This is a genomic window from Corynebacterium minutissimum (genome assembly GCF_000805675.1).
GTDB lineage: Bacteria > Actinomycetota > Actinomycetes > Mycobacteriales > Mycobacteriaceae > Corynebacterium > Corynebacterium minutissimum.
The window spans coordinates 147,736-172,136 of record NZ_JSEF01000004.1; the positions used below are offsets into that span (position 1 = coordinate 147,736).

Sequence of the window (24,401 nt, forward strand, 5' to 3'; positions counted from 1 at the left end):
GTTACTGGCCTCCCTGTAGCGCGGATTCTTCGGTGGGGTTGTCCTGTGAGTCTAGTTCGGCTGTGGCGGTTGGTCCGTCATTGACCTGCGGTTGTGTCCCCTCAGGTACGAGTTCTTCGCCGGTGGGTTGGTGCGGGGTGACCTCCTGGGTGGGCGACGGCATGATCGAATGTGTCGTCGTGACGGTAATGGGGGCTGGGGGTTCTTCTTCCACCGTGGTGGTTTCCACTGTGTCACGGGTCGTCGGGGCCTCAGTGGTGGGCTCCTCCGTGGTCTCCGGCGTGACGGTTTCGGTGACGATGATTTCCGTCGGCTGCTCCGAGGTGGTGGGCGCAGGTTCACTGGAGTTCTCGGTGAAGAACCTGTAGCCCGCGAGGCCGATGCCCACGAGCGCAGCGATGGCCACAGCTATGAGCAAGCCGGTGCCGAAGCCACCTTTCTTCGCCGGCGGTTCCGCTTCCGGCGGCTGTGTTGCCGGGCGCACCGTTGTGGGTTGGGCCATGTTAGCCAACATTTCCGTCGATGCGGAGGGGGAGGGCTCGGCGGCGAGCGGAGTGAGCGCGGCAGATTTCGGCTGCGGCGGGCGCTGGCCCTGGCGCACGGCCGAGATGGCGTTGGTGAACTCGTTGCCGTCGGCAAAGCGGGTATTAGGGTCCTTGCGCAGGGCAAGGCCGATCAATTCGCGCGTGGGCGCGCTTATCGACGTCGACAAGGGCTCCGGCGCCTGACTAATATGCGCCAGCGCTACCGATACCGAGGAATCACCGCTGAAGGGGCGATTGCCGGCAAGCATTTCATAGCCCACCACACCAAGCGAGTACACGTCCGAAGCTGGTCCGACCTCGTAACCTTGGGCCTGTTCCGGCGAGACGTACTGAGCGGTGCCGACCACCATGCCGGTGCGGGTCAGCGGCACGGCGGCGGCTGCCTTGGCGATGCCAAAGTCAGTGATTTTGACCTGCCCGTTCTGGGTAATCATGAGGTTGCCCGGCTTAATATCGCGGTGCACGAGCCCCATGTGGTGGATGACGGACAGGCCGTGGGAGGCCTGCTCCATGACGTCGAGCGCCAGCGTTTCCGGGAGTGCGCCTTCGCGGGCCAGCAGGTCCGCCAAGGATTCACCGCGGATATACTCCAGGGCCATGAAACAGAAGGTGCGGCCGTTGTCCTCAAGCTCGCGGTAGTCGTAGGTGGCCACGACGTTCTCGGAGTCAATGGACTCTGCCGCCTTGGCCTCATTGCGGAAGCGCGAGAGGAATTCGTTGTTATCGGAGAATTCCGGCCGCAGGACCTTGATGGCTACCTCGCGGTCGTTGCGGACATCATCGGCCAGCCACACGGTGGACATACCACCGTGGCCAACGATCCACTGCAGCTGGTAGTCCTCACCGATGAGTGCTTGTAGGTGTTCTTTGTTATCAGCGCTGTTCACTACTGCTCACCTCCGTATGCGCGCAGGATGGCGCGCCCAATCGGTCCGGAGACCTGTCCACCAGTAGCGCCTTCGCCTAGGTTGCCGCCGTCCTTGACCACGACGCCGACCGCAATGTCCTTTTCCGGGTCAAAGGCCACGTACCACACGTGCGGGGCCAGGCCCTCGCCGTGCTCGGCGGTACCCGTCTTGGAGGCAAAGCCGTTGCCGTCGTAGCCCCAGGTGGAGCGCTCAGAAGCGAACATGAGGTCCGTCAAGGTGTGGGCGGTGTCTTCGTCGATGGCCTCAGCGGCCTGACGTGGTTGAGTCGTGCGCAGCTCATTCATCTGGGCATCGGTAATGCGGTTGATGAGGTAGGGCTCCATGCGCTTGCCCTTATTCGCCACGGTGGCGGCCATGACCGCGGCCTGAAGGGCGGACATGGTGACGTCGCGCTGACCGATGGCCGATTGGGCGACCTGCGCGCCGTCGCTTAGCTCACCCAGCGCACCTGAGGAGGTCTCCACACCAAGCGAGTACTTCTCACCCACGCCGAAGCCTTCGGCGTATTTGCGCAGCTCATCGGCACCGATACCTTCGGACATCTCCACGAATGCCGTGTTGCAGGAGAGCGCAAAGGCGGTCAGAAGCGTGACGCTGTCCGCGCCGCCGCAGGCCTGGTTGCCGTAGTTCGTAAGCTCCGTAACCGTATCCGGCAACGTGATGGACGCCGCGCCGGTCAGCGTGGAATTCGGATTGAAACCGTTGTTGAGGCCGGCAGCCGTGGTGATGATCTTAAAAATCGAACCCGGCGGCAGGGTCTCCTGCGTGGCATGGTTGATGAGCGGATTGCCCTCTTGATTCTGCAGCTGATCCCACGTTTCGGCCGCGTTGCTCCCGACGAGGTCGGAGACGTTGAAGCTGGGGCTCGACGCCATGGCCAGCACTTTGCCCGTGGAAGGCTGAATGGCTACGGCCGCGCCTTTGTAGCCGGGGCCGGCGAGCTGGTCATAGGCTGCCTGCTGCAGCGCCGGGTCGATGGTGACCTCCACGTTGGCACCCTTCTGCGGCTTGCCGGAGAGCATATCGAGCCAGTTGTGCGCCAGCAGCGAATCATCCTTGCCGTTGAGGATGTCATTCTGCGAGGCCTCCAGCTGGGAGGCGCCGAAGCGCTCCGAGAGGTAACCGGTGATATCAGCGAAGGCCGGGGAATCGGTGGGGTAGGAACGCGAGTAATTGCCGTTCTCATCCGCGGTGGACTGCGCCAAGACCGTATCGCCGGCGAAGATCTGGCCGCGCGGGGTAGTGCGCATTTCCAGGTAGCCGCGAACGTTCTTGGGGTTATGGGCGTACTTATCCGTCGAAAACGCCTGCACCACCGTGAGGTTCACGAGGAGTACTGCGGTAAGAAGGAGGGCAAACAGGGAGACGAGGCGAATCGATCTATTCATCGGGTGGCCTCCTGGATGGCGGGGAACATGGACGTATCACTCGGAGCATTCGAGGTGAGCTCTCGCGCTGGGCGACGAGCCGCGTTGGAAATACGCAGCAGCACGGCCAGCAACATGTAGTTGGCCATGAGCGAGGAGCCGCCGGCGGACATGAACGGCGTGGTCAGACCCGTCATGGGCAGCAGGGCGGAAATACCGCCGGTGACGACAAAGACCTGGACTGCGAGCGTAAGTGCCAAGCCCGAGGCCACTAGCTTGCCATAGGTATCACGGCAGGTCAGCGCGGTGCGGAAACCGCGGGAGACGAGCATGGAGAAGAGGACAAGTACCGCAGCCAGGCCTACCAAACCGAATTCCTCGCCGATACCGGCCAGGATGAAGTCCGAATGCGCCACCGGCACCATGTCCGGATGGCCCTGGCCCAAACCGGTACCGGTAATGCCGCCCGAGGACATGCCGAACAGCGCCTGGGAGAGCTGGAAGCCGGTGGTGTCATAGTTGGCCAGCGGGTCAATGAAATTGGAGAAACGCTGCTGGATCTTGTCCGAGACCTGGTAGATGCCGAAGCCGCCGATGCCCACGAGGATGACACCAATGATGAGCCAGCTCACGCGGTTGGTGGCCATGAAGAGCATGCCGAGCACCGTGCTAAACAGCAGCAGTGCCGGGCCGAAGTCATTGGAGATGCCCATGATGACAATGGCGATGCCCCAAATCACCAGGATGGGGGCTAGGTCACGCAGGCGGGGCAGGGACAGGCCCAAGAACTTAAAGCCCGCCACGGTGAACAGGGAGCGTTTCTGGGTAAGCAGCATGGCGAAGAACAAGATCAACAGGATCTTGGAGAACTCGCCCGGCTGGATGGAAAAGGGTCCAAGCCACAACCAAATGCGGGCTTCCACTCCTGGCGGCTGCGGCCACACCAGCGGCAGCGCCAGAAGGATGAGGCCGAGCGCGCCCAAGATATAGGAATAGCGCGTTAGCGAGCGGTGATCCCGCAAAAGAACAAGTACCAGCGCAAAGAGAATAAGACCGACGACGGTCCACATCACCTGCCGCACCGCGAGCTCGCCGCCGCTGGCCAGGTCAAGGCGCTGCAGCATGATAAGCCCCGTGCCGTTGAGCACCGCGACGATGGGCAGCATGATCTGGTCCGCGTAGGGCGCTAAGAAACACAGGAAGAGGTGCGCTACGGCGAAGACGCCGATGAAGCCACCGATGAGGTAGAGCACGTCGAGGGTCAGCACGTTGCCTTGGGAGAGCTCGAGGCTCACCAAGGTGATGGCAAAAACTACCGTGGCGAAGACGAGCAGGCCGAACTCAGTTCCACGGGAAAAGAGCTTGCTCACCTACTTCACCTCCCGGCAGTTGCCCTGTGAGGGCTTGTCCGCATCCTTCTTGGCGTCTTTGTCCTTATCCTTCGCGGCGTCTTCTGAGGCCGCGCACGGCTTCAAGGCCTTCTCCGACAGGCGCGTTAGCTGTGTCTGCACCTCGTCATAGGAGCCTGCAGGCAGGTTGCCCACGGCTGCGCGTTCTGACTCGGGAAGATCTGTGAGCCTAAACGGCGCATACTGGCCCGTGCACTCACCGGTGCTCAGCTTGAGTGAATTGTCATTGTTCAAGCACGCATGCTGATAGGTGTGGTGCAGGGAGCGGCCAAAGACCTCAAAATCCGCGCCTTGTTGGATGGTGAGGACCTCCTCCTCATCCGTAGTCACGTAATAGTTGTTGGCCACGTGGTTCTTCATCCACAGCCCACCGCTCACCACAATCACCAAGATAAGGACGAGGGAGGCGATAACCTTCCACCCTACCCGGCTGCGTCGCGGCGGCCGCTGCGGCTCATCCTCGGTGACCTCCCGGGGTTGTGCCTCAGCGGCTTGTGCTTTTGGGGGCGAGATTAGCTTCGCCGCACGGCTTGCTGAAGAATCCGGGTGCGTCGGCTCGGGTACGACGCCTTGGATGGCGCCGACGGTGATGGGGGAGACGTCGTCAAGCTCTGCGTCCACGACTTCTGCCACCACGATGGTGACGTTATCCGGACCGCCCGAACGCAACGCGAGGTCGCGCAGCATAATAGCGGCCTCATCCACCGAACCTTGGTTTAGCGCCTGCTCGATGGTCGACGCCGTCACCGGATCCGATAGTCCATCCGAGCACAGCAGGATACGGTCGCCCACCTGGGCATCCAGCGTAAAGAGCGTCGGCTCCACCGGGCGGCCGGTGTAGGCCTTGAGGATCAGAGACTTCTGCGGGTGGGACGAGACATCTGCCGGGTCGAGCTTGCCCTCATCCACGAGTGACTGCACGTAGGTGTCATCTTTTGTCACCTGAGAAAGCTTGCCGTCACGCAGGCGGTAGCCGCGGGAATCACCCACGTGGCACACGCCGAACTGAGAGCCATTGAACATCATGGCAGTCAGCGTGGTGCCCATACCTTCGGTTTCCGGGTGCTCGTCCACATGGTCACGGATTGCCGCGTTGGCATCTTCCGCCGCCGCGCCAAGCAGGGCCAGCATGTCGTTATCGCCCGGATCACGCTCGAGGGGCGCCATGTGCTCCACCATCGTCGTGGACGCGACTTCGCCGGCGGCGTGGCCACCCATGCCGTCGGCAAGCACCAGCAGGTGAGGTCCCGCGTGGGCGGAATCCTCGTTATTGTCGCGGACCAAACCGCGGTCCGTCACTGCAGTAAATTTCAGGCTCAACGTCATGCCATCAACCTCACGGTCGTCCGACCAAGTTTGATATCCGAACCCACGCCAACGCGTTCCGGCTGGTCAATACGGGCACCACCCACGAAGGTGCCGTTGCGGGATTCCAAATCCTCCACAAACCACTCGCTGCCCCGACGGAACAGACGAGCGTGGTGGCCAGAGGAAAAATCATCACCAGTGACAAAATCACAGTCCTGCGCGCGGCCCATCGTACAGTCCTCGAGGGTGCCCAGCTCCATGTGGGAACCGCGCAGGGGACCCTCCACGATGGCGATTTCACGCGGCGCTTCTCGACGCCTCTGCGACCCCTTTACCGGGGCCGATGCCTGGTACACGCCGGCCGCCTTATTGGCGTCACGGCGCATAGCGTTGAGCGCGACCAGAATAAACAGCCACAGCAACACCAGCAGGCCGATGCGCAGCGACAGCAGCACGATCGAGTCCATGGACGGTCCTTACTTTAGATGGGGTGGGGCTTAATAATTCTGGTTCTCAAGGCCCGTAATGCGGACCTCGATATGGGAGTGGCCGAGGGTAATCACGTCACCATCAGCCAGCAGCCAGTTGTCAATCGGGGTGTCATTGACCGTGGTGCCGTTGGTGGACTGCAGGTCAACGAGCACCGCGTCCTGACCGTTCCACGTGATCTCCGCATGCTGGCGGGAGACACCCGTATCCGGCAGGCGCAGGTCCGCGTCAGTGCTACGGCCGAGGATATTGGAGCCTTCGCGCACGTGGTAGACGCGGGAGGAGCCATCCTGCAGCATGAGCGTTACCGCTGGGCCGTGTGGCGTTGGTGCCGGCTCATTCGGGTTCGGCACCATGAAAGCGGTGGTTGCGGCCTCATCGGCGTTGTGCGGCTGGGTCATAGAGTCCTCCTGACCATGGTCGTGGTGGAAAATCGCATCGAATCCGGTTTCTTCTGTGGGCTCGTGGTCCAGGAAGGACGACACGCGCAGCTGGCCTGTACGCAGGCCCGACTCCTCCGCAATCCGCACGATGACCGGCCCCGCGAGGGACCAGCCACTGTTGCGAATAAAACGTGTGAGTTGATCAGATAGATCCGTAGGAATATCCCGATTTTGGGAGAGATTCTCAATGTCCTTGGAGGACACACCAACGGTCATGACGTTGGGGCTGTACAGCTTGCCGTCATCACCGCGGGACAGGTTGTCCTGCGCCTCCTGCTTGAGCAGCTCTTCAATCTCTGCGGGGACGACCTTGCCGCCAAAGACAAAGGCCATGCCGTTGTCTAATCCGCGTTGCAGGGAAGAATCCAGCTTGGCGAGTTTTTCTAGCAATGCCATGGGGGAAGTGCCGCCCTCCTTTCAAGAGTATTCCAGGGAACTATCTCACTGCGATGGTGGAATACAGCGATATAGCAGCGATCAGTATAGGTGTCTTTCCCCCTCTAAACGTAGACGCGCGCTGCAAAGTTCCCTGTGTATTCAGTAAAAAGCTCGGGTTTGCCAGCGGATTTGTCGATTCATCAGGGCGGCGTGCTAAGGTTAGCTGGTCGCCAAGACATCAATACCCTGCCCGGGTGGCGGAATTGGCAGACGCGCTGGCTTCAGGTGCCAGTGTCCTTATAGGACGTGCGGGTTCAAGTCCCGCCCCGGGCACGCTGTGAAGTCTCGAGACATCGTTCCGGTCGGTGTCTCGAGATTTTTCGTTTTCAGTTCTTCCTGAAACGCGTCAAGGCCGAAAAATCACATCCGCAGTTATCATCGAAGTTCGATCTGCGAACTCGTCGCGGGAGAGCCGACCCACACCTGCAGGGAGACAGCCCAGTAGCGGCACACCGGTTACCTGCGGCATTTCCTCGACGTTGAGCCGGGTAGCCAGGTCTGGCTCAGTGGGAAGCGAGCCACCAATGAGCCCGAGAATTTGCAGACCCCGGGTGCGGGCGGCTTCCACGGTGAGCTCCGCGGCGTTGAGGCTTCCCAATCCCATGCTGGTTACCACGATGAGGGGAGCACCGAGGTCACAGGCGATGTCGGCCAGCGTGAAGTCGTCAGCTAGTCGAACGAGGAGGCCGCCGGCGCCTTCAACGAGCACAACCTCGGCGTCGATGTTGCGAATCCACTCGACCAACTCCCGTCGATTCGGTTGGGGCATTCTCGCACGCCGGGCAGATAGGTTGGGTGCAAGCGGCTCGGGGTAGCGCACAAACTCGCGGGTCTCAACTCCGGCGAGGCGGGAGATGGTGGGGGCGTCGCCAAGCCCGGCGGGTTCACCTGTCTGAACGGGCTTAGCCACGACGACGTGCTTGCCCGCAGCCTTGAGCTGGGCGGCGAGGGCAGCGGTGGCGATGGTCTTGCCCACGTCGGTGTTGGTTCCCGTAATACAAATGATCATGCTGCCTCCCCGGCTGCGTGGATGGCGCGGCAGATGCGCGCGATCTCCTCGTCGGTACAGATATAGGGCGGCATGGTGTAGATCAGCCGCCCGAACGGCCGCAGCCATACTCCTTGCTCAAGCGCGGCTAAAGTGGCAGCGGCCATGTCAACCTCGTGGTCCATTTCCAGCACGCCGATAGCGCCGCGGACCCTGGTGAGGCCGGGTGCGCCCTGAAGCCCCTTACGCAGACCTGCCTCAATTCGTGGTACTGCGCTGCGCCACTGGCCCTCCGCGATGAGCGCGGTGGACTCCGCAGCCACCGCGCAGGCGAGAGGGTTGGCCATGAAGGTTGGGCCATGCATGAGTGCGGTGGGCTGCATGCGCTTGGCGACGTCTTCCGTGGCCAACGTTGCCGCCAGTGGCATGAAGCCACCGGTCAGCGCCTTGCCAACGCACATAATATCCGGCACAACGCCGGCGTCCTGGGTGACGAAAAGCGAGCCGGTGCGCCCAAATCCGGTGGCGATTTCATCGGCGATCATGAGAATTCCGTGCTTGTCGCACAAGCGGCGAACACCCGCTACCAGTGCGTTGTCGTGAAAACGCATGCCGCCAGCGCCCTGTACGCCGGGTTCGATGATGATGGCGGCGACGTCATCAGTAATGAGGCGCTCCATCTGTGCCAGGTAGTCTGACTGCTCGGATTCGCTCGCTCCTTCCGTGGGCGGGGCAGGGGCGAAGACCTGTTCAGTCAGTGTGCCTGCCCAGAGCGAATGCATGCCGCCCTGCGGATCGCAGACGCTCATCGCGCCAAAAGTATCGCCGTGGTAGCCGGAACGCCAGGTCAGCAGCTTGGTGCGGCCAGGTGGGGAGGCCTGCAAGGCCATCTTGATGGCGACTTCAACGGACACGGATCCGGAATCTGAGTAGAAGACATGGGAGAAATCGCCGCGGGTCAGTTCCATGAGCTGAGTGGTCAGGCGTGCTGCGGGCTCGTGGGTAAGTCCACCGAACATGACGTGGCTAAAGCGATCAATCTGTTCTTTGGCGGCATTGACTAGCCGGGGGTGCGAGTGCCCATGACAGGCAGCCCACCAGGAACTCATGCCGTCGATAACGCGGCGGTCATCGGCGAGGTCAAGATAGGCACCATCGGTGCCGATGACCTCAAACGCGGGCGCGCTGGGTGCGGCATACGGGTGCCACATGTGGGCGGCATCTACTGCCGCTACTTGAACACTGTTCAAAAACTTCACCCATTTATCTGTACCACATACAAAAGTTGTGCATAATTGCTTGGCATGACAGTAATTGAACAGCGTTCAAGGAAAACGTTTTCACCCGCCATTCCCGCGGTTGCAGGCATCGAGATGTGGGAGCGTTTTAGTTTCTATGGAATGCAGGCCATTTTGGCCTATTACCTCTATGACCAGGCGGGTGGGCTAGGGATTGAGCAAACCCATGCGACTGCGCTCGTTGGCGCGTATGGTGCTGTGCTCTACCTCTTCACGTTTGTTGGCGGATGGGTCTCCGACCGTGTTCTCGGTGCTGAGCGCACTCTGCTGGTTGGTGCATTCCTGTTGATGTGTGGGCATGTATCGCTGTCCCTGATTCCAGGGTTCCCCGGCTTGTTCGCGGGGCTGTTCCCGCTTGCACTCGGTTCCGGCTTGCTCAAAACCGCAGCTATTACGGTTTTAGGGGCAGCGTTTCCGGCTGAGGGCAACAATAGTGCTTTCCAGATTTTCTACCTCGGTATTAACGTCGGTGCAGTTGCTGGACCGATGCTGACTGGTTGGCTATCCACGGCCTATGGCTATCACGCAGGTTTTGGTGCCGCTGCGGGCTTGATGCTTATCGGATGCGTGTCTTACTTGCTGCTGCGCTCACGCCTTTTGGCCAGCATTAGCGTTGACATCACCCGTCCTTCAAACCCGATTGCCCCTAAGCATCTCGCCTTTATTGCAGGTGCGGCTGTTTCAGTCTGCGCATTAGGAGTCTGGTGTCTAGCCTCGGGCGCTTTAACGCCTGACCGCATGGCTTTTGTTTTACTTCTCACTACTGTAGCGGTGGCAGTAGGCCTGATTGTCACTATGTTGGTCTCCCCGCGAGTGAGTGCGCCTGAGCGCCGTCGGGTCAGGGCCTTCCTTCCGCTTTTTGTGGCCTCCACAATGTATTGGGCGCTGCAATCCCAAACTTATGGAGTGCTTGCGGTGTATTCCGATCAGCGCCTAGATCGCAGCATCGCTGGTTTTGAGATTCCGGCGGCGTGGACGCAGTCCCTCAATCCCTTCTTCATTTTGGTCTTCGCGCTGCCCATTGCTGCATTCTTGGCAAAAAGGAACGTGCACCGCAACCGTGTGATGGGCGGGGGTCTGGCGCTAGCTGGTGCGGGACTGTTTATCCTTCTGCCTTTTGTGAGTGCTACAGCGGTTCCATTCCTGGCGCTAGCACTGTGCATCATGCTCATGAGCATCGGAGAGCTCTTCATCGGGCCCATTGGTATGGCGGCGACAACTGCCTATGCGCCCGCAGCTTTTAAAACCCGTTTTTCGGCTCTGTTCTTCCTCTCCCTAGCTATCGGAACCTCGCTGGCCGGCAGCTTGTCCACGTTGTACTCGGCTGATACTGAATTTCTCTATCTGGTTCTCGTGGGTATTGTCCCAGTTATTACTGGCGGTGTAATCGCTTGTGCAGGCTTAAGCAGGGCGAAGTTGTCGTAGAAACACGCTGCTGGCGAAAAGTCTCTTAACCCGAGTCTTTGGCAACTCTTTGGCAACCGCTACCTTTGAAGGGTGATTACTAATGAACTCCGAGAATTACTGACCGTAGCCACGACCCATGCCCAGCGCTTCCACGACGGGGAAGATCACACTGTAGCCGCAGCCCTCCTGACCGAATCCGGCAAACACGTGCTCGGTTTGAACGCATATCATTTCCTCGGTGGCCCCTGTGGTGAAATCTCGGCCTTAGCTAACCATGCTGCTAGTCATCCAGAGGATCCCATCCGAGCGGTAGTCGCCGTCCATGGTCCGACTGGCCAGGTGCTTTCGCCCTGTGGAAAATGCCGCCAGGTGCTGTTTGATGTTGATCCGTCTATCCGGTGCATCGTGCGCGGAAGCAATGGGCTTGAAGCACTCACCGTGGAAGAACTTTTACCGTTCGCATATAACTGGCGTGACATGGACAAAGAGCAGCGCATCTACATGTGGGAAGGCTACGAGGAATCAATTCGTAGCGGAGAAAAGCAACAAACCATTCGGGTGGATGATCCTTTCCATGAGGGAAGCGCCCAGATTGTCTTCGAGAAGGAATCCGGTGAGGTTGTTACCATTCCTGCCGAGGTGACGTCAGTTGTTTCAACCCAGCGGAGGTCTTTGACGGAGGAACAAGCCCGAAGAGATGGGTTTGGCTCTCTTGCCGAGCTCCATGAAGCGCTTGATACTCACTATCCCGGATTGGCTGAGGATGACGAGGTCGACGTCGTTGAGTTCACACTCCGCAAGGTTTAAGAGCTCTGGCAAAGTCCACGTAGAGGAGACTTCGCCTAGACTGTCGGTATGTTTGGGCCCGCTTCCACCCAGCCGCCGCGGCTAATAGATTTTGCCGTGCTGCGGTTACCGTTGGTGGAAGTCGTGTTTGTTGGGCTGCTGGTGAATCTCTTTTTCGAAGATATGCAGGGGACTGAAGCTGCCAGTGGCTTCGTCGCGCTCTTTGTGGCCATTCCCGCACTGTTGTTTCTTGGAATCGCATACCTCATTTCCCTGCCCATGCAACGGCGCAAAGTAAATGATTTCCGCGTCGATGCAGTCTTCCTTGTTGTCGGAGCTATTGGCCTTGCGGGGTGGGGCGGGCAATACTTTATCGCTTTGCCTCTCGCGTGCTGCTTGCCTGTAGGGCTGTCAGCACTGATTCGAAGATTCATTGCCTTTTTGCTGTGGAAGGCGGGGAAGGCCCCGCAGCTGCCGGCAGGGAAAGATGCTGAGAACTAGGCCGAGGCCACTGATTCCATCCGGCGAAGTTAACGAGATCAGCGCATGTGCACAGTCGCTGATAAAGTAACGCCTTGTGTTCTCAGGTTTCCTCGCATCTGTTCTGTCTGTCCTCACCGCATTAGCGTCTATGTTTGGCATTAATCACGCTGCCGCCGACGATTCCGGCGCGCGTGAGGTTCTGCAGGCCACGAGCAACATTGACGCGAAGGACGACCGAGTCGCTGCACTGTGGCAGAACGAGTCACGGGAATGCTCGGCAGGTTACATCGGCAATGACTGGTGGCTCACCGCTACGCACTGCTTGGGCCGCAACCTGCGTCTTACCCAGGCAGATGGTGATAGTGCCAAAGTTGTCGCCTCCACCCCGGTGGCGGAGAAGTCAGACATTGCCTTGCTCAAGGCGGAACCCATGGAGGCTGAGGCCTTCGAGCTTCCCACCCGTCCTTTGCGCGTGAACGAAAAACTCCTCCTCGTGGGCTTCGGTGGGTCCCACATGTTTTCCTCGGAGGCCGTGTCCCGCATTGAGGAGACGGGCGTAACGCACGAAATCCAAGGCCACGAATTTGAGAACTTGCTCAAGTCGCACTCCTTGTTCTCCTCACGCTCCTGCAGCGGTGACTCCGGCGCCCCGCTCTACCAGGACACCACGATCTTTGCGGTGCATACCGGCGGTGAAGAGAATGAGTCTTGCGCAGACGGCACGCGCCGCCGCATGTGGCATAGTGAAATCTATCCTTACGTGGGGATGCTCACTGCGCTCATGGAGAGCTATGACGAGGAGGAGGCAGTCACCCAACGCGAGGAGGCGGAAGCCGAGAGCGTGCGCCAAGCTCGCGCCCAAGAGCGCCGCCAGGCCCCCGCGGAAAAGCCATCCGAACAACGTACCGAGCAGCCGAAGAAGGACCGCGGCAGCAGCCTGAGCAGCCTCTCTTCCCGTTAACAGCGCCTATACAGCGAGCGTTCAGACTTAAGCGTTAAGCTCGCTCCTTATGAAAAACGGCTTTTTGCAGCGGGCGTTCTTGGCCATCCTTCTCGGCACCGCGGCCCCCATCCCAGCACACGCTGAGACCATGGAGACCTCCGCTGCACAGGATTTGGGTATTAATGATCCTGACTGCCAGCCCACTGGCCCCGTCACCGAGCCCGTCGTCCTCCTTCACGGCACGTCGGCCAATTCGGCCGAATGGAATGATCTGATCCCGGAGCTCACTGATCAGGGCATGTGCGTGTGGGCCTTCGACTATGGCGCGGATGACCTCACCTTCCAGAACGCCTATCCCTATATGAAGGGCATTGCGGATTTGGAGTCTTCCGGGCGTGAAATCGCCCAGCAGATCGAGCACATCCGCGACGTCACTGGGGCAGAGAAAGTGAACCTCGTGGGCTTCTCCCAGGGTGGATTGCACACGAAGTCCTTTACACAGCTCTATGGTTCACCCGATGAGGTGCGCCGCGTGGTCACGGTTGGCGCGAATTTTCACGGGACAACGTGGGGCGACAGAGCAACGCCCCTAAGCACGGCGGCAAAAATCGCGCCCGATGTGACCAAGTTTGTTGGAACCAGTGCCGGTATCCAGCAGCTGCAAGGTTCGGACTTTATGGAGAATCTCAACCAGTTGCCGGACACCGCGCCGGGTATTACCTACACCTCTATCTATTCACCCGCAGACAACACCGTGACGCCGAATGAGACCTCGCAGCTGACTGCAGTGCCGGGCGCCGACGTGGCCAACGTGGAGTCAGTGCCGGTCGAGCACGGGCAGCTGCCCCATGATCCGCGCGTGCACGAGCAGATTTTGTGGGGGCTCACGCGCTAGGCCGGGGTCGGCGCGGACCTGCGGGTGCGTGAGGCAATGACGAAGGTGGCCGTCAAGCAGATAGCGAGGGCCACGAAAGGCAACGCATTCGACAGCCAGTAGGCGGTGGTGAAGGGGAGAGAATAGGCGGCGACGATGCGGATGATTGCTTCGAGTAGGAACACTACGCCCCACACGATAGTGATGTAGCGCTGGGAGGCGCGAAAGGTTGGGTATTTCCACAACCCGTTCCAGTAAGAGACACCTTCCTCCGTGCCGTCGGTGCCAAAGCGCTGGCCAAAGTAGAAGGCAAGGGGCTTGCCCAAGGCAAGGCTGCCGAGGAAGAGCAGGCCGAAAATACCGGTAATAACGCTGCCCTTAACCAGCAGGAGACGCTCATCGGTGCCACCGACCAGCGTGGCCAAGGCTGCAGCAACGTTGAAGGCAAGGATCAGTGCAGAAATCCCAGAAAAAGACTTCTGGCGTACATGCTGGATGATGCCACCGATGAGGGGGCCGATGCTGGCGGCTAGGTAGGCGTAGACGTGGTTGCCGGTTGCGGAGTCAACCAGTTGAAACAGGAGGATGGCGAGGCCGACGTCGAAGACGCCGAGGATGAGGAAGTTGAGCAGGCGCGGATTGAGACTCATGCCACATAGTGTGCCACAAAACATACGTAACGGTTTGTTTGTGACACATAAAAACCCTAGGGTTGGGGCATGGCTGACGTTGGACCAGGAACCGTTGGATATCTCTGCGGGTTAGCTGGCCGCGAGGAACTCCCCGGGCCCGTGCTGACACCGATCCTTACTGGGCTGGGTCTGTCGCCGGCTGGCGTTCGCACCTTTCTGTCCCGCATGGTGCGCGCGGGCGATCTATCCTCGCGCCGAGCCGGGCGATACTCCGTGTATTCCATGGTGGGGAACTACCTTGCGGAGTTTCGTCACCTAGGCTCGCCGCGCGCCCTCCACTGGGACGGGGCGTTTCACACCGTTATCTTCGATATCGGCGAGGATCGCCGTACAGAAAGGGATGCACTCCTGCGCGCCGCGCAGGCCAGCGGTTTCCGGCAGCTGCGGCCCGGAGTCCTGGTGGGTGCCCACGCGCCGGGGGAGTGGGCGCAGAAAACCTTTGTCGGCACTTGGTCCGTGGATACGGACACCGCCCGCGACGTTATTGCCACCGCGTGGGACCTTGAGGAGAGCGCTGCCCGCATTTGCGCGCTGGGCGACGTCCCCCCTATGCCCATCGATGACGTTGGCGTCGTCGTCGAAACCACGCGCCGCCATTCCGCCGTCTTTGCGGCGCTGCGCCACACCCCGCCCTTCCCTGCCGAGCTTCTTCCCGCTGACTTCCCTTCGGACATGCTGGAGAGCCGCCTGCGCATGGACGTCACGCCGGCCTATCGGGCGATGGCGCGGCTGTTAGAGGCGTGGCCATGATCCAGGGAGCCATCGACGTGGAAGGCCGGTGCCGGCACTGGCACACGCTTGTCGACGTCGTCGCCAACAAGTGCCGCACCTGTAGCGGTTGGTTCGCGTGTTCCTTGTGTCATGCGGAATTAACTGATCACGAGTTTGGCGCCATGCCGAAGGACGAACTTTGCGTCATGTGTGGCGCGTGCGGCCATCAGATGACCTTCGCGGAGTATTCGGCATATAAATGCCCCGCGTGCGGGCATGCCTTCAATACTGGCTGCGCGCTGCACGCGGGGACGTATTTCCGCTAGTTGCTTAAGGCTGCTGCTTAGGGCAGCAGCGGGGCGAGCGGGGTGCCCTCGACGAGGGTCTTGAGGTAGGCCACGATGTCCGGGACGTGAATGGTGAAGTTACCGAAGGTCACCGGAATTGTCGGAAAAGCGTTGTTGGCCGGGGCCTTATTGCCACCGTTGTTGCCGCCGTTTCCATTGTTGTTAGCCGGAGCTGGCTGGTTGTTGTGAGCCGGTGCGCCCTGATTGTTGCCATTATTGTTCGCGGGGGCAGTCTTGTCCCCGCCGCCGTTGTTCGCGGGGGCAGCATTGCCGCCACCGTTGCCACCGCCTAGGCCGCAGCGAGCGATGGCCTCATCGGCGCGTGCGATGGCGTCGCGGATTTCGCCGCCGCGCGGGTGGAAGTTCGCGGCAGCGAGGGCCTGGGACTTCTTGCTGTTGTAGTCGGACGGGTTGGTGTAGTACTTCGTGGCCTGCTCGCAGGAGATCTGACCGGCCGGCACCTTGGCCAGGTAGTCATCGACCATATCGGCCGAGGCGGCAGGGCTAGCAAGGCCGACGGTGACGGCTGCAGCGGCGGAACACAGGACAAGCTTGTTTCTCATGCGCCACATTGTGCCACACCTTTTACATTTTTGCGCGAGCGCTATTGCCCCAAGAAGCGATTTAGCAGCGAAGAATACGCCTTCACAGTCAAATCCAAGTCTTCCAAGTAGAGGTGCTCGTCGTGGCTGTGCAACTGCGAGTTGGCGCTGGCCATATCGCGACCTTCCGCATGCAGCGCAAAGCCGTAGGCGTTGCCGCCGCGTCGCCGCGCCACGCGCAGATCCGAGCCACCCGTCGCCAGCACTGGCAGCACCTTCTTATCGGGGAAGAACTCGTGCGCGGTGTCCTCAATGCAGCGCCACAGCTCAGTATCCGTGGAAGACTGCGTGGCGTCCTCAGTAATAAGGTGTTCGATTTCTACCTCGCCGGCCATATCGCCGAGCGCTTCGCGCAGGAACTCATCAAGTTCCTCCTGGGTTTGGCCAGGGAAGGGGCGGATGTCCATCTCTAGGTAGGCGTGGGAGGGCAGAACGTTGATGGCACCACCCGCGCGCAGGACAGTTTGGGCAATCGTCGTGTGCGAGAAGGCGTGGGCATAGGCAGACAAATCACCGAACTTTTCGTAGTCGGCGGCGGTAGCGGAGCCGTCGAGAAGCGCTGCTTCCGTAGCGGGGTCAAAGCCGAAGGTCTTGACGAATCCCTGCCACACCTCATCCATCGCCACGGGTGGCTCAGCCGCGGCGATGCGGCGGGCCACTTCACCAATCTTGACGATGGCAAAGTCCTTGCCGAAGGGCGTCGAGCCATGGCCGGCATCGCCGTGCACGTGCAGGCGGCGCTGGCCCGCGCCCTTCTCGCCGACGTTGAAGCCGAGCGCGCCGGGCAGGTGGCTGCCGCCGGTCTCCGAGAGGCAGTTGCGCACCGAATAGGCCTCTGGGTGGTGTTTGTCCATCCAGATGGAGCCCAAGCCACCGCGGGCCTCCTCGTCGGCCATACCCACAAACGCCAGGGTGCCGCCGGGGTTGCCGCGCTTGGCGACGTCCCTCGTTACCGCCGCCATCGTCGCTGTAATAAAGAGCATGTCCACCGCGCCACGGCCGTAGAGCTTGCCATCCTCGATGATGGCGTCGAAAGGCGGCTTGGTCCACTTCGGCTCGTCCACGGGCACGACGTCCGTATGGCCCATCAGCGTGAGCGGCTCCTTGTCCGGGTCACCCGGAACGGTCACCACGATGGTGACGCGGCCCGGATGGGACTCGTAGCGCTGAATCTCCACCGCGGTGCCGTCGAAGAACTTCTCCAAGGTATCGGCGTTGCGGACCTCGTGGCCGGAATCCGGCGTGAGATCGTTGACGCAGGCATTGCGAATGAGCTCCTGAAGCAGGGCGAGGGTGTCGTCGTAGAGAGTCATGGCCTTCAAGGGTAGTCCGCGGAAGGAAAAGTCGGAGATTTTCCACAACTTGAACGCCGTTCAAGTAAGGTTTCTGCCATGAGCATCGTAGATATCGCACGCGAAAAGGCCCTCGAGCAGGGCATTGGCCTTAACGAAGAGGAACTCCTCCAGGTCCTCCAGATCCCCGATGAGCAGCTGGAAGAGATCGCTGACATCGCCCACAAGACCCGCCTCAAGTGGTGTGGACCCGACGTGTCCGTCGAAGGCATCATCTCCATTAAGACTGGCGGCTGCCCGGAGGATTGCCACTTCTGTTCGCAGTCCGGTCTCTTCGAGTCGCCCGTACGTGCGGCTCGCCTCAACATCCCTGAATTGGTGGAGGCTGCCAAGAAGACTGCCAAGACCGGTGCGACGGAGTTTTGCATCGTCGCCGCGGTGAAGTCCCCGGACGAGAACCTGCTGAGCCAGGTCGCGGAGGCTATCCCGGCCATCCTTGACGAGGTGGACATTGAAATCTCCCTCTCCCTCGGCACGTTGACCCTCGAGCAGGCCCAGCGCCTCAAGGACATGGGCGCCCAGCGCTACAACCACAACCTGGAGACTTCTAAGTCCTTCTTCCCCAACGTGGTCACGACTCACTCCTGGGAAGAGCGCAAGGAGACCCTTGACAACGTCCGCGCGGTGGGTATGGAAGTTTGCTCCGGCGGCATCATCGGTATGGGTGAATCCCTCGAGGACCGCGCCGAATTTGCCTACCAGCTGGCCCAGATTGAGCCCTGCGAGGTTCCGATGAACTTCCTCGACCCGCGCCCGGGCACCCCGTTTGCGGATCGCCCGCTCGTCCCGCTCGGTGAGGCGCTGCGCGCGGTGGCCGCCTTCCGTTTGGCCATGCCGTCGGTAACGCTGCGCTTTGCGGGTGGCCGCGAGCTCTCCCTCGGAGACGACGGCACGGAGAAGGGCCTTCTCGGTGGCATCAACGCGATCATTGCAGGCAACTACCTCACCACGCTGGGCAAGCAGATTGAGAAGGACGTCGACATGCTCGGCCGCATCGACCTGCCCATCAAGGCCCTCTAATGGCCGCTTCGCAGGGCGAATCGACGGAGCTTGTGGCCGCCGTCCTCGCCGGGGAGGAGCCGCAGTTCCACCCCAACACCGGCAAGCCGCTCAGTGAGAACTTTCCCCTCCACCCGGCGGCCGCGGCCGGCCTCGACGTGCCACGCTATTGCCAGCTGTGCGGACGCCGCATGGTGGTCCAGGTCCGCCCGGACGGCTGGAGCGCGCGCTGCTCGCGCCACGGTGAGCTCGACTCGGAGGATATCTACGAGGAAACCTTCGGCTAACTAGAGTGGGCGCCATGGATCCCGCCGTCGCCCACGCCCACCAGTCCGCGCTGCGCTCGATTTCCCGCGTTGTCACGGAAATCGCGTCACCTACGCCAGTGGAGCAGGCGCTTGCCGACGTCTCCCGCCAACTCCGCAACGGCAACGTCATGGTCCTCACGGGCGCGGGCGTCTCAACGGAATCCGGCGTGCCGGACTACCGCGGGCCGAAAGGATCGCTCAGCCGCCACCGCCCCATGACGTACCAGGAGTTTCTCCATGATCCGGACGCGTCGCACCGTTATTGGGCCCGCGCCTTCGTTGGCTGGCGCGTCATGCAGGCTGCACGTCCCAACCGCACGCACTATGCATTGGTGGAGCTCGAGCGCGCCGGGCTGCTGACGGGTGTGGTGACCCAGAACGTTGATGGCCTCCACGAGGAGGCAGGTCAGCGCAACCTCATTGCCCTGCACGGCGATATGCAGCACGTGGTGTGCTTGAGCTGCGAGTACGAGGAAAAGCGAGCGGATTATGATGCCCGCGCGGCCGCGGCCAACCCGGGATTTCTCGAGCGCTGGGTGGTGGACAAGGCGGACGTGAACCCCGACGGCGATGTGGCGTTGAGCCACGAAGCGGTCGCTGAATTCGTGATGCCCGGCTGCGTGCGCTGCGGCTCGCCGCGGCTCAAGCCGGACGTGGTGTACTTCGGCGAGCCCGTGCCCACGGCGAAGAAGGACGCGGCCTATGAGATGGTGGCGGCCGCCGAGTCTCTGCTGGTTGCTGGATCCTCACTGGCAGTGATGAGTGGTTTCCGTTTCGTGCTCGAGGCGCAGAAGCAGGGCAAACACGTGGCTACCATCAACGGCGGGCCCGGTCGCGCTGACGACCGCGTGGATACCCTGTGGCGCACCCAGGTGGGACCTGCGTTCGATGCGCTTCTCGATGCCCTCGACCTTTAAACGCTTCGTCTGGCCCCTTAGCTCGCCGAAGCTCTAGCTTCGGCGAGCTGATCGAGGTCATCAGAAATTAACTGGCACACCCGCTTATCCATGGGCATGTCCTCGTGGCGAATGAGGGCGCGGCGGTCGATGTCTTGGATAAAGATGTTGCGCACCTTCTGGCCGTTGAGGAAGCACGTGGTGGGAGGGACGACGACGGCGTCGGAACGCGTGGCGATGCACGTGTAGCTCACATCGTCTTCGACCTCGCTGCCGGCGACTTGTTGCATGCCGGCGGGGCCAAACCAGCCGTCGATAAGCGAGCGCACGACGTCTTCTTGGCGCTCGCTGCGGAAAAGGGGACTGGCAATGCCTCCCTGCGTCGTCCCGTGATTCGGGGAGCTGATGCACACCACGTGGTGGACGCGGTCCGCACGATCGTGCATCCGCATCCAATACCGCGCGAGCAGCCCGCCCTGAGAATGGCCCACGAGGATGGCCTGTTCTGCCCCGGTGACGGTCAGGACGGCGTCGATGTACGCGTCTAGCTGACGTGCTGATTCCTGAATCGGGCCGGTGGCGCGGTTGCCATAATCCGGGGCAAAGACCGCCCAGCCGTTCTCGCGCAACAGACCGGCGAGAACCTGCCACACGCCTTTGGTGTCACACGTTCCGTGAATGAGGATGATGGGCCAGGGTCGTTCGGCCGTGGGGCGCGCGGACCAGTCGTCTTCACACACGCCGCGGGTACGCAATCGGGCACCGAGGGGAAGCGGGGGAGTGGACATGGCGCCTCATTTTACGCCGTGTGCCCTACCGCCACCGGCGGCATAAACGCCGACCGTTTGATTGCCGCGGCCGTCGTGCACAGAATAATCATTAAGGTATCCTCGCTGTCATGTCTCTCCACCTTGAAGACCAGCTGTGCTTTTCGCTGTACCGAGCCGCGCGTTCGGTGATCCGTTCTTATGCCCCGTTGCTCGAGGAGCTCGGAATTACGTACCAGCAGTACCTCATGCTCATGATCCTGTGGGATAGCGAGGAGCCGGTGACCCTGGAATCCATGGAGAAGCGCCTCCAGCCAGAGTCTGGCACCTTTGAGGGCCTGGTGCAGGGCTTGGAAGAATCCGGTCTCGCTACCGTCGAGGATGGCACGGTCACTATCACTCAAAAGGGTATTGACTTGAAGCCGCGCGCCGTGTGCATCCCAGAGACCATCCTCAACGAGTACCGCAAGTCCGGTGTGGACCTCGTGGAGTTCCGCGAGTCCTTGGAAATCGTGCGCGAAGCCGGTGAGGCTTCCAAGATGGAGTATCCCAACTAGACTGGCCGGCATGACCGACCTGCAGCATGCCCACTCCGTCACCGAGGCGGTTAACCGCCTCTGCGAGCTCTATGAAAGCTCCTGTGAGCTGGCGCGAGAAGCGCTGGCCTCGGGGGACCATGACGCCTACCGCCACGTGGTCTACCCCAAGATCATCGTGCAGGTCCGCGAATGGACCCCCATCGACCGTTCCGAGCCCTTTGGTTACGTGGACCAGGAGGGGCGCTATTCGGCGGTTATTTCCAAACCGTGGCTCATCCGCGGCTACCTGCTTGAGCAGCTCACCAGGCTGACCAGCAATTATCCGTGCGATATATACGTGGGCCAGTCGGACGAACGCATCCCACCGGAGTACATTCGGGGCGCCGGCCCTTTGCCTGAGAATCGTGGAGAGATTCCCCGCCCTACCTTGGATGCGGTGCACGATGGCATCGTCGACGGCGCGTGGAAGGCTTTCCACGGCAAGGAGAAGCCGCTTTTCCACTTCGGCCCGCAGCGCTTCGACATTGCATGCGCCCGCATTGAGCACTACACGGGCATCGAGGTGAATTCGGTGCAGAAGTACATCCTGTTCACCAACTACGCCATGCACACCACCGAGTTCGTCAAGTTCGGCCTGCGCGAGCTGGCGCGGGAGGATTCGCGCTACACGGCGCTGGTGTTGCCGACAGGTGAGACGATTCATCCTAATGACGCCGTGCTTCTCGACGTCGACGAGCTTACCCTCACCTCGCGCTACCAAATGCCGCGTTTTGATCTCATCACCGCGGGCGGCGATGGCATCACGATGATCAATATCGGCGTCGGCCCCTCGAATGCGAAGACCATCACGGACTGCCTCGCGGTGCTGCGCCCAGAGGCGTGGATCATGATTGGTCACTGCGCAGGCCTCGATGGCCGCATGCGCATCGGTGACCTCATCCTGGGCAACGCCTACCAGCGCGAGGACCATATCCTCGACGGCATCGTCGCGGCCGGCAACCCGATTCCCGCCATCCCGGAAATCCAGCGCATGCTGGAAGCCTCGGTGGAGGAAGTGTATGGCGAAGATAATTCGCTCATGCGCACCGGCACGGTGCTCTCCACCGATGATCGCAACTGGGAATGGCGCACCTCCCGCGACTTGTGGGAGTGGCTGCGCCACTCCACCGCCGTGGCGGTAGATATGGAATCCTGCACTCTGGCTGCTAACGGCTACCGCTACCGCATTCCGTACGGCACGCTGCTGTCGGTATCCGATCTACCTTTGCATGCAGTGCCCAAGCTTCCTGCCCAAGCGCAGGCCTTTTATTCCAATTCCAAGGAGGCGCACGTGATGTGCGCGGTGCGCGCGGTGGAGGCTTTGGCGGAGAATCCGGAACGCCTGCGCACCCGCAAGTTGCGCCGAACGGTAGCGGAGGTTCCGTTCCGCTAAGGGAGATGATTAGACTGAGGGAAATGAAAAATCTGGCGAAGGAGACCTAGACAATGAGCACCCCGGAATGGTGGAACCCGGAACGCGAAAACCTAACGTGGGAGGTCTTCGGCGAGGCTAGCCGCTACCTGTCCCAGGAGATTGTGGATTCGGGCTGGTTCCCGGACCTCATCGTTGGCGTTGCCCGTGGTGGCCTCATCCCGGCCGGTGCCATTGGCTACGCCATCGGCGTGAAGGAAATGGGTGCTATCAACGTGGAGTTCTACACCGATATCGGTGAAACCCTCCCGGAGCCCATCCTGCTCAACCCGCAGCTGGATACGGACTCGCTCAAGGACAAGAAGGTTCTCGTCGTCGATGACGTGGCTGACTCCGGCAAGACCCTCGACCTTGTGGTCAACCTCCTGGAGCAAACGGCCTCCGAGGTCAAGTCCGCCGTTATCTACACCAAGCCCACCACGATCTTCGAGCCGGACTTTTCTTGGAAGAAGACTGACCAGTGGATTAACTTCGCCTGGTCCGTCCTTCCGGTCATCACGCGCGATGGCTCTTACAAGGAAGGTCATTAATGCCAGAAGCCTCCGCCGGAACTTTCCGCGCGGCCTTCAGCTCGCCCGCCCGCTTCCGCAAGGAGGTGTTTGGCGGGCTTGCTGTTGCGCTAGCCCTGATTCCGGAAGTCTTAAGTTTCTCCATCCTCGCCGGTCTTGATCCCAAGGTGGGACTCTTCGCCTCCGTCATCATGGCGATGTCCATCGCGATTACAGGTGGCCGTCCGGCCATGGTTTCGGCCGCGGCGGGATCCGTCGCCGTGGTCATCGCGCCCCTGGCACATGAGCATGGCCTGCACTACGTCCTCGTCACCATCTGGATGGCGGGAATTCTGCAGGTGGTGATGGCGCTGCTGGGCGTCGCTAAGCTCATGCGTTTCATTCCACGCAGCGTCATGCTGGGATTCGTCAACGCCCTGGGCATCCTCATGTTTACCGCGCAGCTGTCCCACCTGTGGAATGTGCCGTGGCTGGTCTATGCGCTCGTGGCGCTGGGCCTGGTCATCATGGTGGTGTGGCCGCGGATTACGACCGTGGTGCCCGCTCCACTCGTGGCGATTCTTGTTGTCAGCGTGCTCACCGCGCTGTGTGGTTGGGACGTTCCAGACGTGGCGGACCAGGGCGAGCTGCCCACGTCCTTGCCTGGTTTTGTCATTCCGGATGTGCCGTGGACGATGGACACGCTCATGCTGTGTCTGCCCTATGCGCTGGGAGTGGCGCTGGTGGGGCTCATGGAGTCCCTGCTCACCGCCAAGCTTGTCGACGACCTCACGGATACCCATTCCGACAAGACCCGCGAATCCGTGGGCCAGGGCATCGGTAATATGCTGGCGGCCGCGATTGGTGGCATGGGCGTGTGCGCGATGATTGGTCAGACCATGATCAACGTCAAGGAATCCCAGGCACGCACGCGCTTGTCGACGTTCCTCGCCGGCGTCTTCCTCCTTATCCTCATCCTCGTGCTGGGCGATACCGTGGGGCGCATTCCTATGGCCGCGCTCGTAGCGGTCATGTTCATGGTGTCCTTCCACACGGTGGATTGGCATTCGGTGCGCACTCTGCATCGTATGCCTTTGAGTGAGACCGTCGTCATGCTCGTGACGGTGATCGGGACCTTGGCCACGAATAACTTGGCCGTCGGTGTGATCCTCGGCGTCCTCACCGCCACGGTGGCCTTTGCGCGCCGCGTGGCGCACCTAGTGTCGGTGGAGCTGGAAGGCAACGTCTACACCGTGCGCGGCCAGCTCTTCTTCGCTTCTTCCAACGATCTGGTCTACGCCTTTGATTACACCCTGCCGGTGAAGGAGGTCATCGTGGACTTTAGTCGGGCCGATATTTGGGACGCGTCGACCGTGGCGGTACTCGACTCCGTGGAGAGTAAATACGCTGCGCGCGGGGTCACGGTGTCCTTCCGTGGGCTGGATGTGGCGAATGAGCAACGCTACCGCCGTCTCAGCCAGGGGTTGCGGAAATAGTAGGCGCAGCTTAGGTAAAGCTGTCC

The 24,401-nt window shown here is 61.1% G+C and carries 26 protein-coding genes and 1 tRNA gene; 15 read left to right on the forward strand and 12 right to left on the reverse strand.

Annotated features, from left to right (window positions below; translation table 11 throughout):
- Position 1 precedes the first annotated feature (1 nt).
- The 6 genes from NX84_RS01430 to NX84_RS01455 are packed head-to-tail and all read right to left on the reverse strand — an operon-like array spanning position 2 to position 6,886.
- A complete protein-coding gene (locus NX84_RS01430) occupies positions 2 to 1,432 on the reverse strand; it encodes a serine/threonine-protein kinase (protein ID WP_039672999.1) in 1,431 nt (476 codons plus the stop codon).
- Positions 1,432 to 2,862, reverse strand: a complete 1,431-nt coding sequence (locus NX84_RS01435; protein WP_039673002.1) for a penicillin-binding transpeptidase domain-containing protein — start codon at positions 2,860 to 2,862, stop codon at positions 1,432 to 1,434. Before NX84_RS01435 ends, NX84_RS01430 begins: the two co-directional genes overlap by 1 nt.
- Positions 2,859 to 4,211 (reverse strand): FtsW/RodA/SpoVE family cell cycle protein, encoded by a 1,353-nt coding sequence (locus NX84_RS01440; RefSeq protein ID WP_039673003.1) that lies wholly within the window; start codon positions 4,209 to 4,211, stop codon positions 2,859 to 2,861. The genes NX84_RS01435 and NX84_RS01440 overlap by 4 nt, the downstream gene beginning before the upstream one ends.
- Entirely contained in the window at positions 4,212 to 5,576 is a 1,365-nt protein-coding gene (locus tag NX84_RS01445; protein WP_039673005.1) for a protein phosphatase 2C domain-containing protein, read from the reverse strand. It abuts the gene before it with no gap.
- On the reverse strand, positions 5,573 to 6,025 hold the full coding sequence (locus NX84_RS01450; protein WP_039673007.1) for an FHA domain-containing protein FhaB/FipA: 453 nt from the start codon (positions 6,023 to 6,025) through the stop codon (positions 5,573 to 5,575). Before NX84_RS01450 ends, NX84_RS01445 begins: the two co-directional genes overlap by 4 nt.
- Before the next feature lie 30 nt (positions 6,026 to 6,055).
- Positions 6,056 to 6,886, reverse strand: a complete 831-nt coding sequence (locus NX84_RS01455; protein ID WP_039673009.1) for an FHA domain-containing protein — start codon at positions 6,884 to 6,886, stop codon at positions 6,056 to 6,058.
- A gap of 230 nt (positions 6,887 to 7,116) precedes the next feature.
- Between NX84_RS01455 and NX84_RS01460 the strand changes: the two genes are divergently transcribed.
- Positions 7,117 to 7,201 (forward strand) — tRNA-Leu (locus tag NX84_RS01460).
- 73 nt (positions 7,202 to 7,274) lie between these two features.
- On the opposite strand, the gene bioD is transcribed toward NX84_RS01460, so the two are convergent.
- Together bioD and NX84_RS01470 are read right to left on the reverse strand one after the other, a co-directional pair.
- Positions 7,275 to 7,937 (reverse strand): dethiobiotin synthase, encoded by a 663-nt coding sequence (gene bioD, locus NX84_RS01465; protein ID WP_039673011.1) that lies wholly within the window; start codon positions 7,935 to 7,937, stop codon positions 7,275 to 7,277.
- Positions 7,934 to 9,175, reverse strand: a complete 1,242-nt coding sequence (locus NX84_RS01470; RefSeq protein WP_082013875.1) for an adenosylmethionine--8-amino-7-oxononanoate transaminase — start codon at positions 9,173 to 9,175, stop codon at positions 7,934 to 7,936. The genes bioD and NX84_RS01470 overlap by 4 nt, the downstream gene beginning before the upstream one ends.
- A gap of 45 nt (positions 9,176 to 9,220) precedes the next feature.
- On the opposite strand from NX84_RS01470, the gene NX84_RS01475 reads away from it, so the two are divergent.
- The 5 genes from NX84_RS01475 to NX84_RS01495 all read left to right on the forward strand — a co-directional run bounded on the left by NX84_RS01475 (position 9,221) and on the right by NX84_RS01495 (position 13,728).
- Entirely contained in the window at positions 9,221 to 10,639 is a 1,419-nt protein-coding gene (locus NX84_RS01475; RefSeq protein WP_039673013.1) for a peptide MFS transporter, read from the forward strand.
- A 72-nt stretch (positions 10,640 to 10,711) separates the two neighbouring features.
- Positions 10,712 to 11,428: an ASCH domain-containing protein gene (locus tag NX84_RS01480; RefSeq protein WP_039673015.1), complete on the forward strand. Its 717-nt coding sequence runs from the start codon at positions 10,712 to 10,714 to the stop codon at positions 11,426 to 11,428.
- 48 nt (positions 11,429 to 11,476) lie between these two features.
- The gene (locus tag NX84_RS01485) at positions 11,477 to 11,908 is read left to right on the forward strand and encodes a hypothetical protein (RefSeq protein WP_039673018.1); all 432 of its coding nucleotides are present in this window, start codon (positions 11,477 to 11,479) and stop codon (positions 11,906 to 11,908) included.
- A gap of 130 nt (positions 11,909 to 12,038) precedes the next feature.
- Positions 12,039 to 12,851, forward strand: a complete 813-nt coding sequence (locus NX84_RS01490; protein WP_145962354.1) for a trypsin-like serine protease — start codon at positions 12,039 to 12,041, stop codon at positions 12,849 to 12,851.
- A gap of 49 nt (positions 12,852 to 12,900) precedes the next feature.
- The gene (locus NX84_RS01495) at positions 12,901 to 13,728 is read left to right on the forward strand and encodes an esterase/lipase family protein (protein ID WP_039673022.1); all 828 of its coding nucleotides are present in this window, start codon (positions 12,901 to 12,903) and stop codon (positions 13,726 to 13,728) included.
- Here NX84_RS01495 and NX84_RS12305 read toward each other — a convergent pair.
- A complete protein-coding gene (locus tag NX84_RS12305; protein ID WP_052319608.1) occupies positions 13,725 to 14,357 on the reverse strand; it encodes a VC0807 family protein in 633 nt (210 codons plus the stop codon). The two genes, NX84_RS01495 and NX84_RS12305, sit on opposite strands and share 4 nt — an antisense overlap.
- A gap of 69 nt (positions 14,358 to 14,426) precedes the next feature.
- On the opposite strand from NX84_RS12305, the gene NX84_RS01505 reads away from it, so the two are divergent.
- Positions 14,427 to 15,149: a hypothetical protein gene (locus NX84_RS01505; protein WP_082013876.1), complete on the forward strand. Its 723-nt coding sequence runs from the start codon at positions 14,427 to 14,429 to the stop codon at positions 15,147 to 15,149.
- The gene (locus tag NX84_RS01510) at positions 15,146 to 15,436 is read left to right on the forward strand and encodes a CHY zinc finger protein (protein ID WP_039673024.1); all 291 of its coding nucleotides are present in this window, start codon (positions 15,146 to 15,148) and stop codon (positions 15,434 to 15,436) included. The genes NX84_RS01505 and NX84_RS01510 overlap by 4 nt, the downstream gene beginning before the upstream one ends.
- Positions 15,437 to 15,453: 17 nt before the next feature.
- On the opposite strand, the gene NX84_RS01515 is transcribed toward NX84_RS01510, so the two are convergent.
- Both NX84_RS01515 and NX84_RS01520 read right to left on the reverse strand, forming a co-directional pair.
- On the reverse strand, positions 15,454 to 16,020 hold the full coding sequence (locus NX84_RS01515; protein ID WP_231913723.1) for a hypothetical protein: 567 nt from the start codon (positions 16,018 to 16,020) through the stop codon (positions 15,454 to 15,456).
- 41 nt (positions 16,021 to 16,061) lie between these two features.
- Positions 16,062 to 17,372 (reverse strand): M20/M25/M40 family metallo-hydrolase, encoded by a 1,311-nt coding sequence (locus NX84_RS01520; protein ID WP_039673028.1) that lies wholly within the window; start codon positions 17,370 to 17,372, stop codon positions 16,062 to 16,064.
- A gap of 78 nt (positions 17,373 to 17,450) precedes the next feature.
- On the opposite strand from NX84_RS01520, the gene bioB reads away from it, so the two are divergent.
- Genes bioB through NX84_RS01535 form a run of 3 tightly spaced genes read left to right on the forward strand, consistent with a single transcriptional unit; the run spans position 17,451 to position 19,635 of the window.
- Entirely contained in the window at positions 17,451 to 18,431 is a 981-nt protein-coding gene (gene bioB, locus NX84_RS01525; protein ID WP_039673030.1) for a biotin synthase BioB, read from the forward strand.
- A complete protein-coding gene (bsaP, locus tag NX84_RS01530) occupies positions 18,431 to 18,697 on the forward strand; it encodes a biotin synthase auxiliary protein BsaP (RefSeq protein WP_039673032.1) in 267 nt (88 codons plus the stop codon). Before bioB ends, bsaP begins: the two co-directional genes overlap by 1 nt.
- A gap of 14 nt (positions 18,698 to 18,711) precedes the next feature.
- The gene (locus NX84_RS01535) at positions 18,712 to 19,635 is read left to right on the forward strand and encodes a Sir2 family NAD-dependent protein deacetylase (RefSeq protein ID WP_039673034.1); all 924 of its coding nucleotides are present in this window, start codon (positions 18,712 to 18,714) and stop codon (positions 19,633 to 19,635) included.
- Between the two features lie 17 nt (positions 19,636 to 19,652).
- On the opposite strand, the gene NX84_RS01540 is transcribed toward NX84_RS01535, so the two are convergent.
- Positions 19,653 to 20,402, reverse strand: coding sequence for an esterase/lipase family protein (locus NX84_RS01540; protein ID WP_039673036.1), 750 nt, complete (start codon positions 20,400 to 20,402; stop codon positions 19,653 to 19,655).
- Positions 20,403 to 20,512: 110 nt separating this feature from the next.
- On the opposite strand from NX84_RS01540, the gene NX84_RS01545 reads away from it, so the two are divergent.
- Genes NX84_RS01545 through NX84_RS01560 form a run of 4 tightly spaced genes read left to right on the forward strand, consistent with a single transcriptional unit; the run spans position 20,513 to position 24,375 of the window.
- Complete coding sequence (locus tag NX84_RS01545) at positions 20,513 to 20,938, forward strand: MarR family winged helix-turn-helix transcriptional regulator (RefSeq protein ID WP_082013877.1); 426 nt, start codon at positions 20,513 to 20,515, stop codon at positions 20,936 to 20,938.
- 10 nt (positions 20,939 to 20,948) lie between these two features.
- Positions 20,949 to 22,352, forward strand: a complete 1,404-nt coding sequence (gene amn / locus NX84_RS01550; protein WP_039673039.1) for an AMP nucleosidase — start codon at positions 20,949 to 20,951, stop codon at positions 22,350 to 22,352.
- A 53-nt stretch (positions 22,353 to 22,405) separates the two neighbouring features.
- Positions 22,406 to 22,921 carry a phosphoribosyltransferase gene (locus tag NX84_RS01555; protein WP_039673041.1) on the forward strand — a complete coding sequence of 172 codons (516 nt, stop codon included), beginning with the start codon at positions 22,406 to 22,408 and terminating at the stop codon, positions 22,919 to 22,921.
- Positions 22,921 to 24,375: a SulP family inorganic anion transporter gene (locus NX84_RS01560; RefSeq protein ID WP_039673043.1), complete on the forward strand. Its 1,455-nt coding sequence runs from the start codon at positions 22,921 to 22,923 to the stop codon at positions 24,373 to 24,375. The genes NX84_RS01555 and NX84_RS01560 overlap by 1 nt, the downstream gene beginning before the upstream one ends.
- Positions 24,376 to 24,401: the final 26 nt, after the last annotated feature.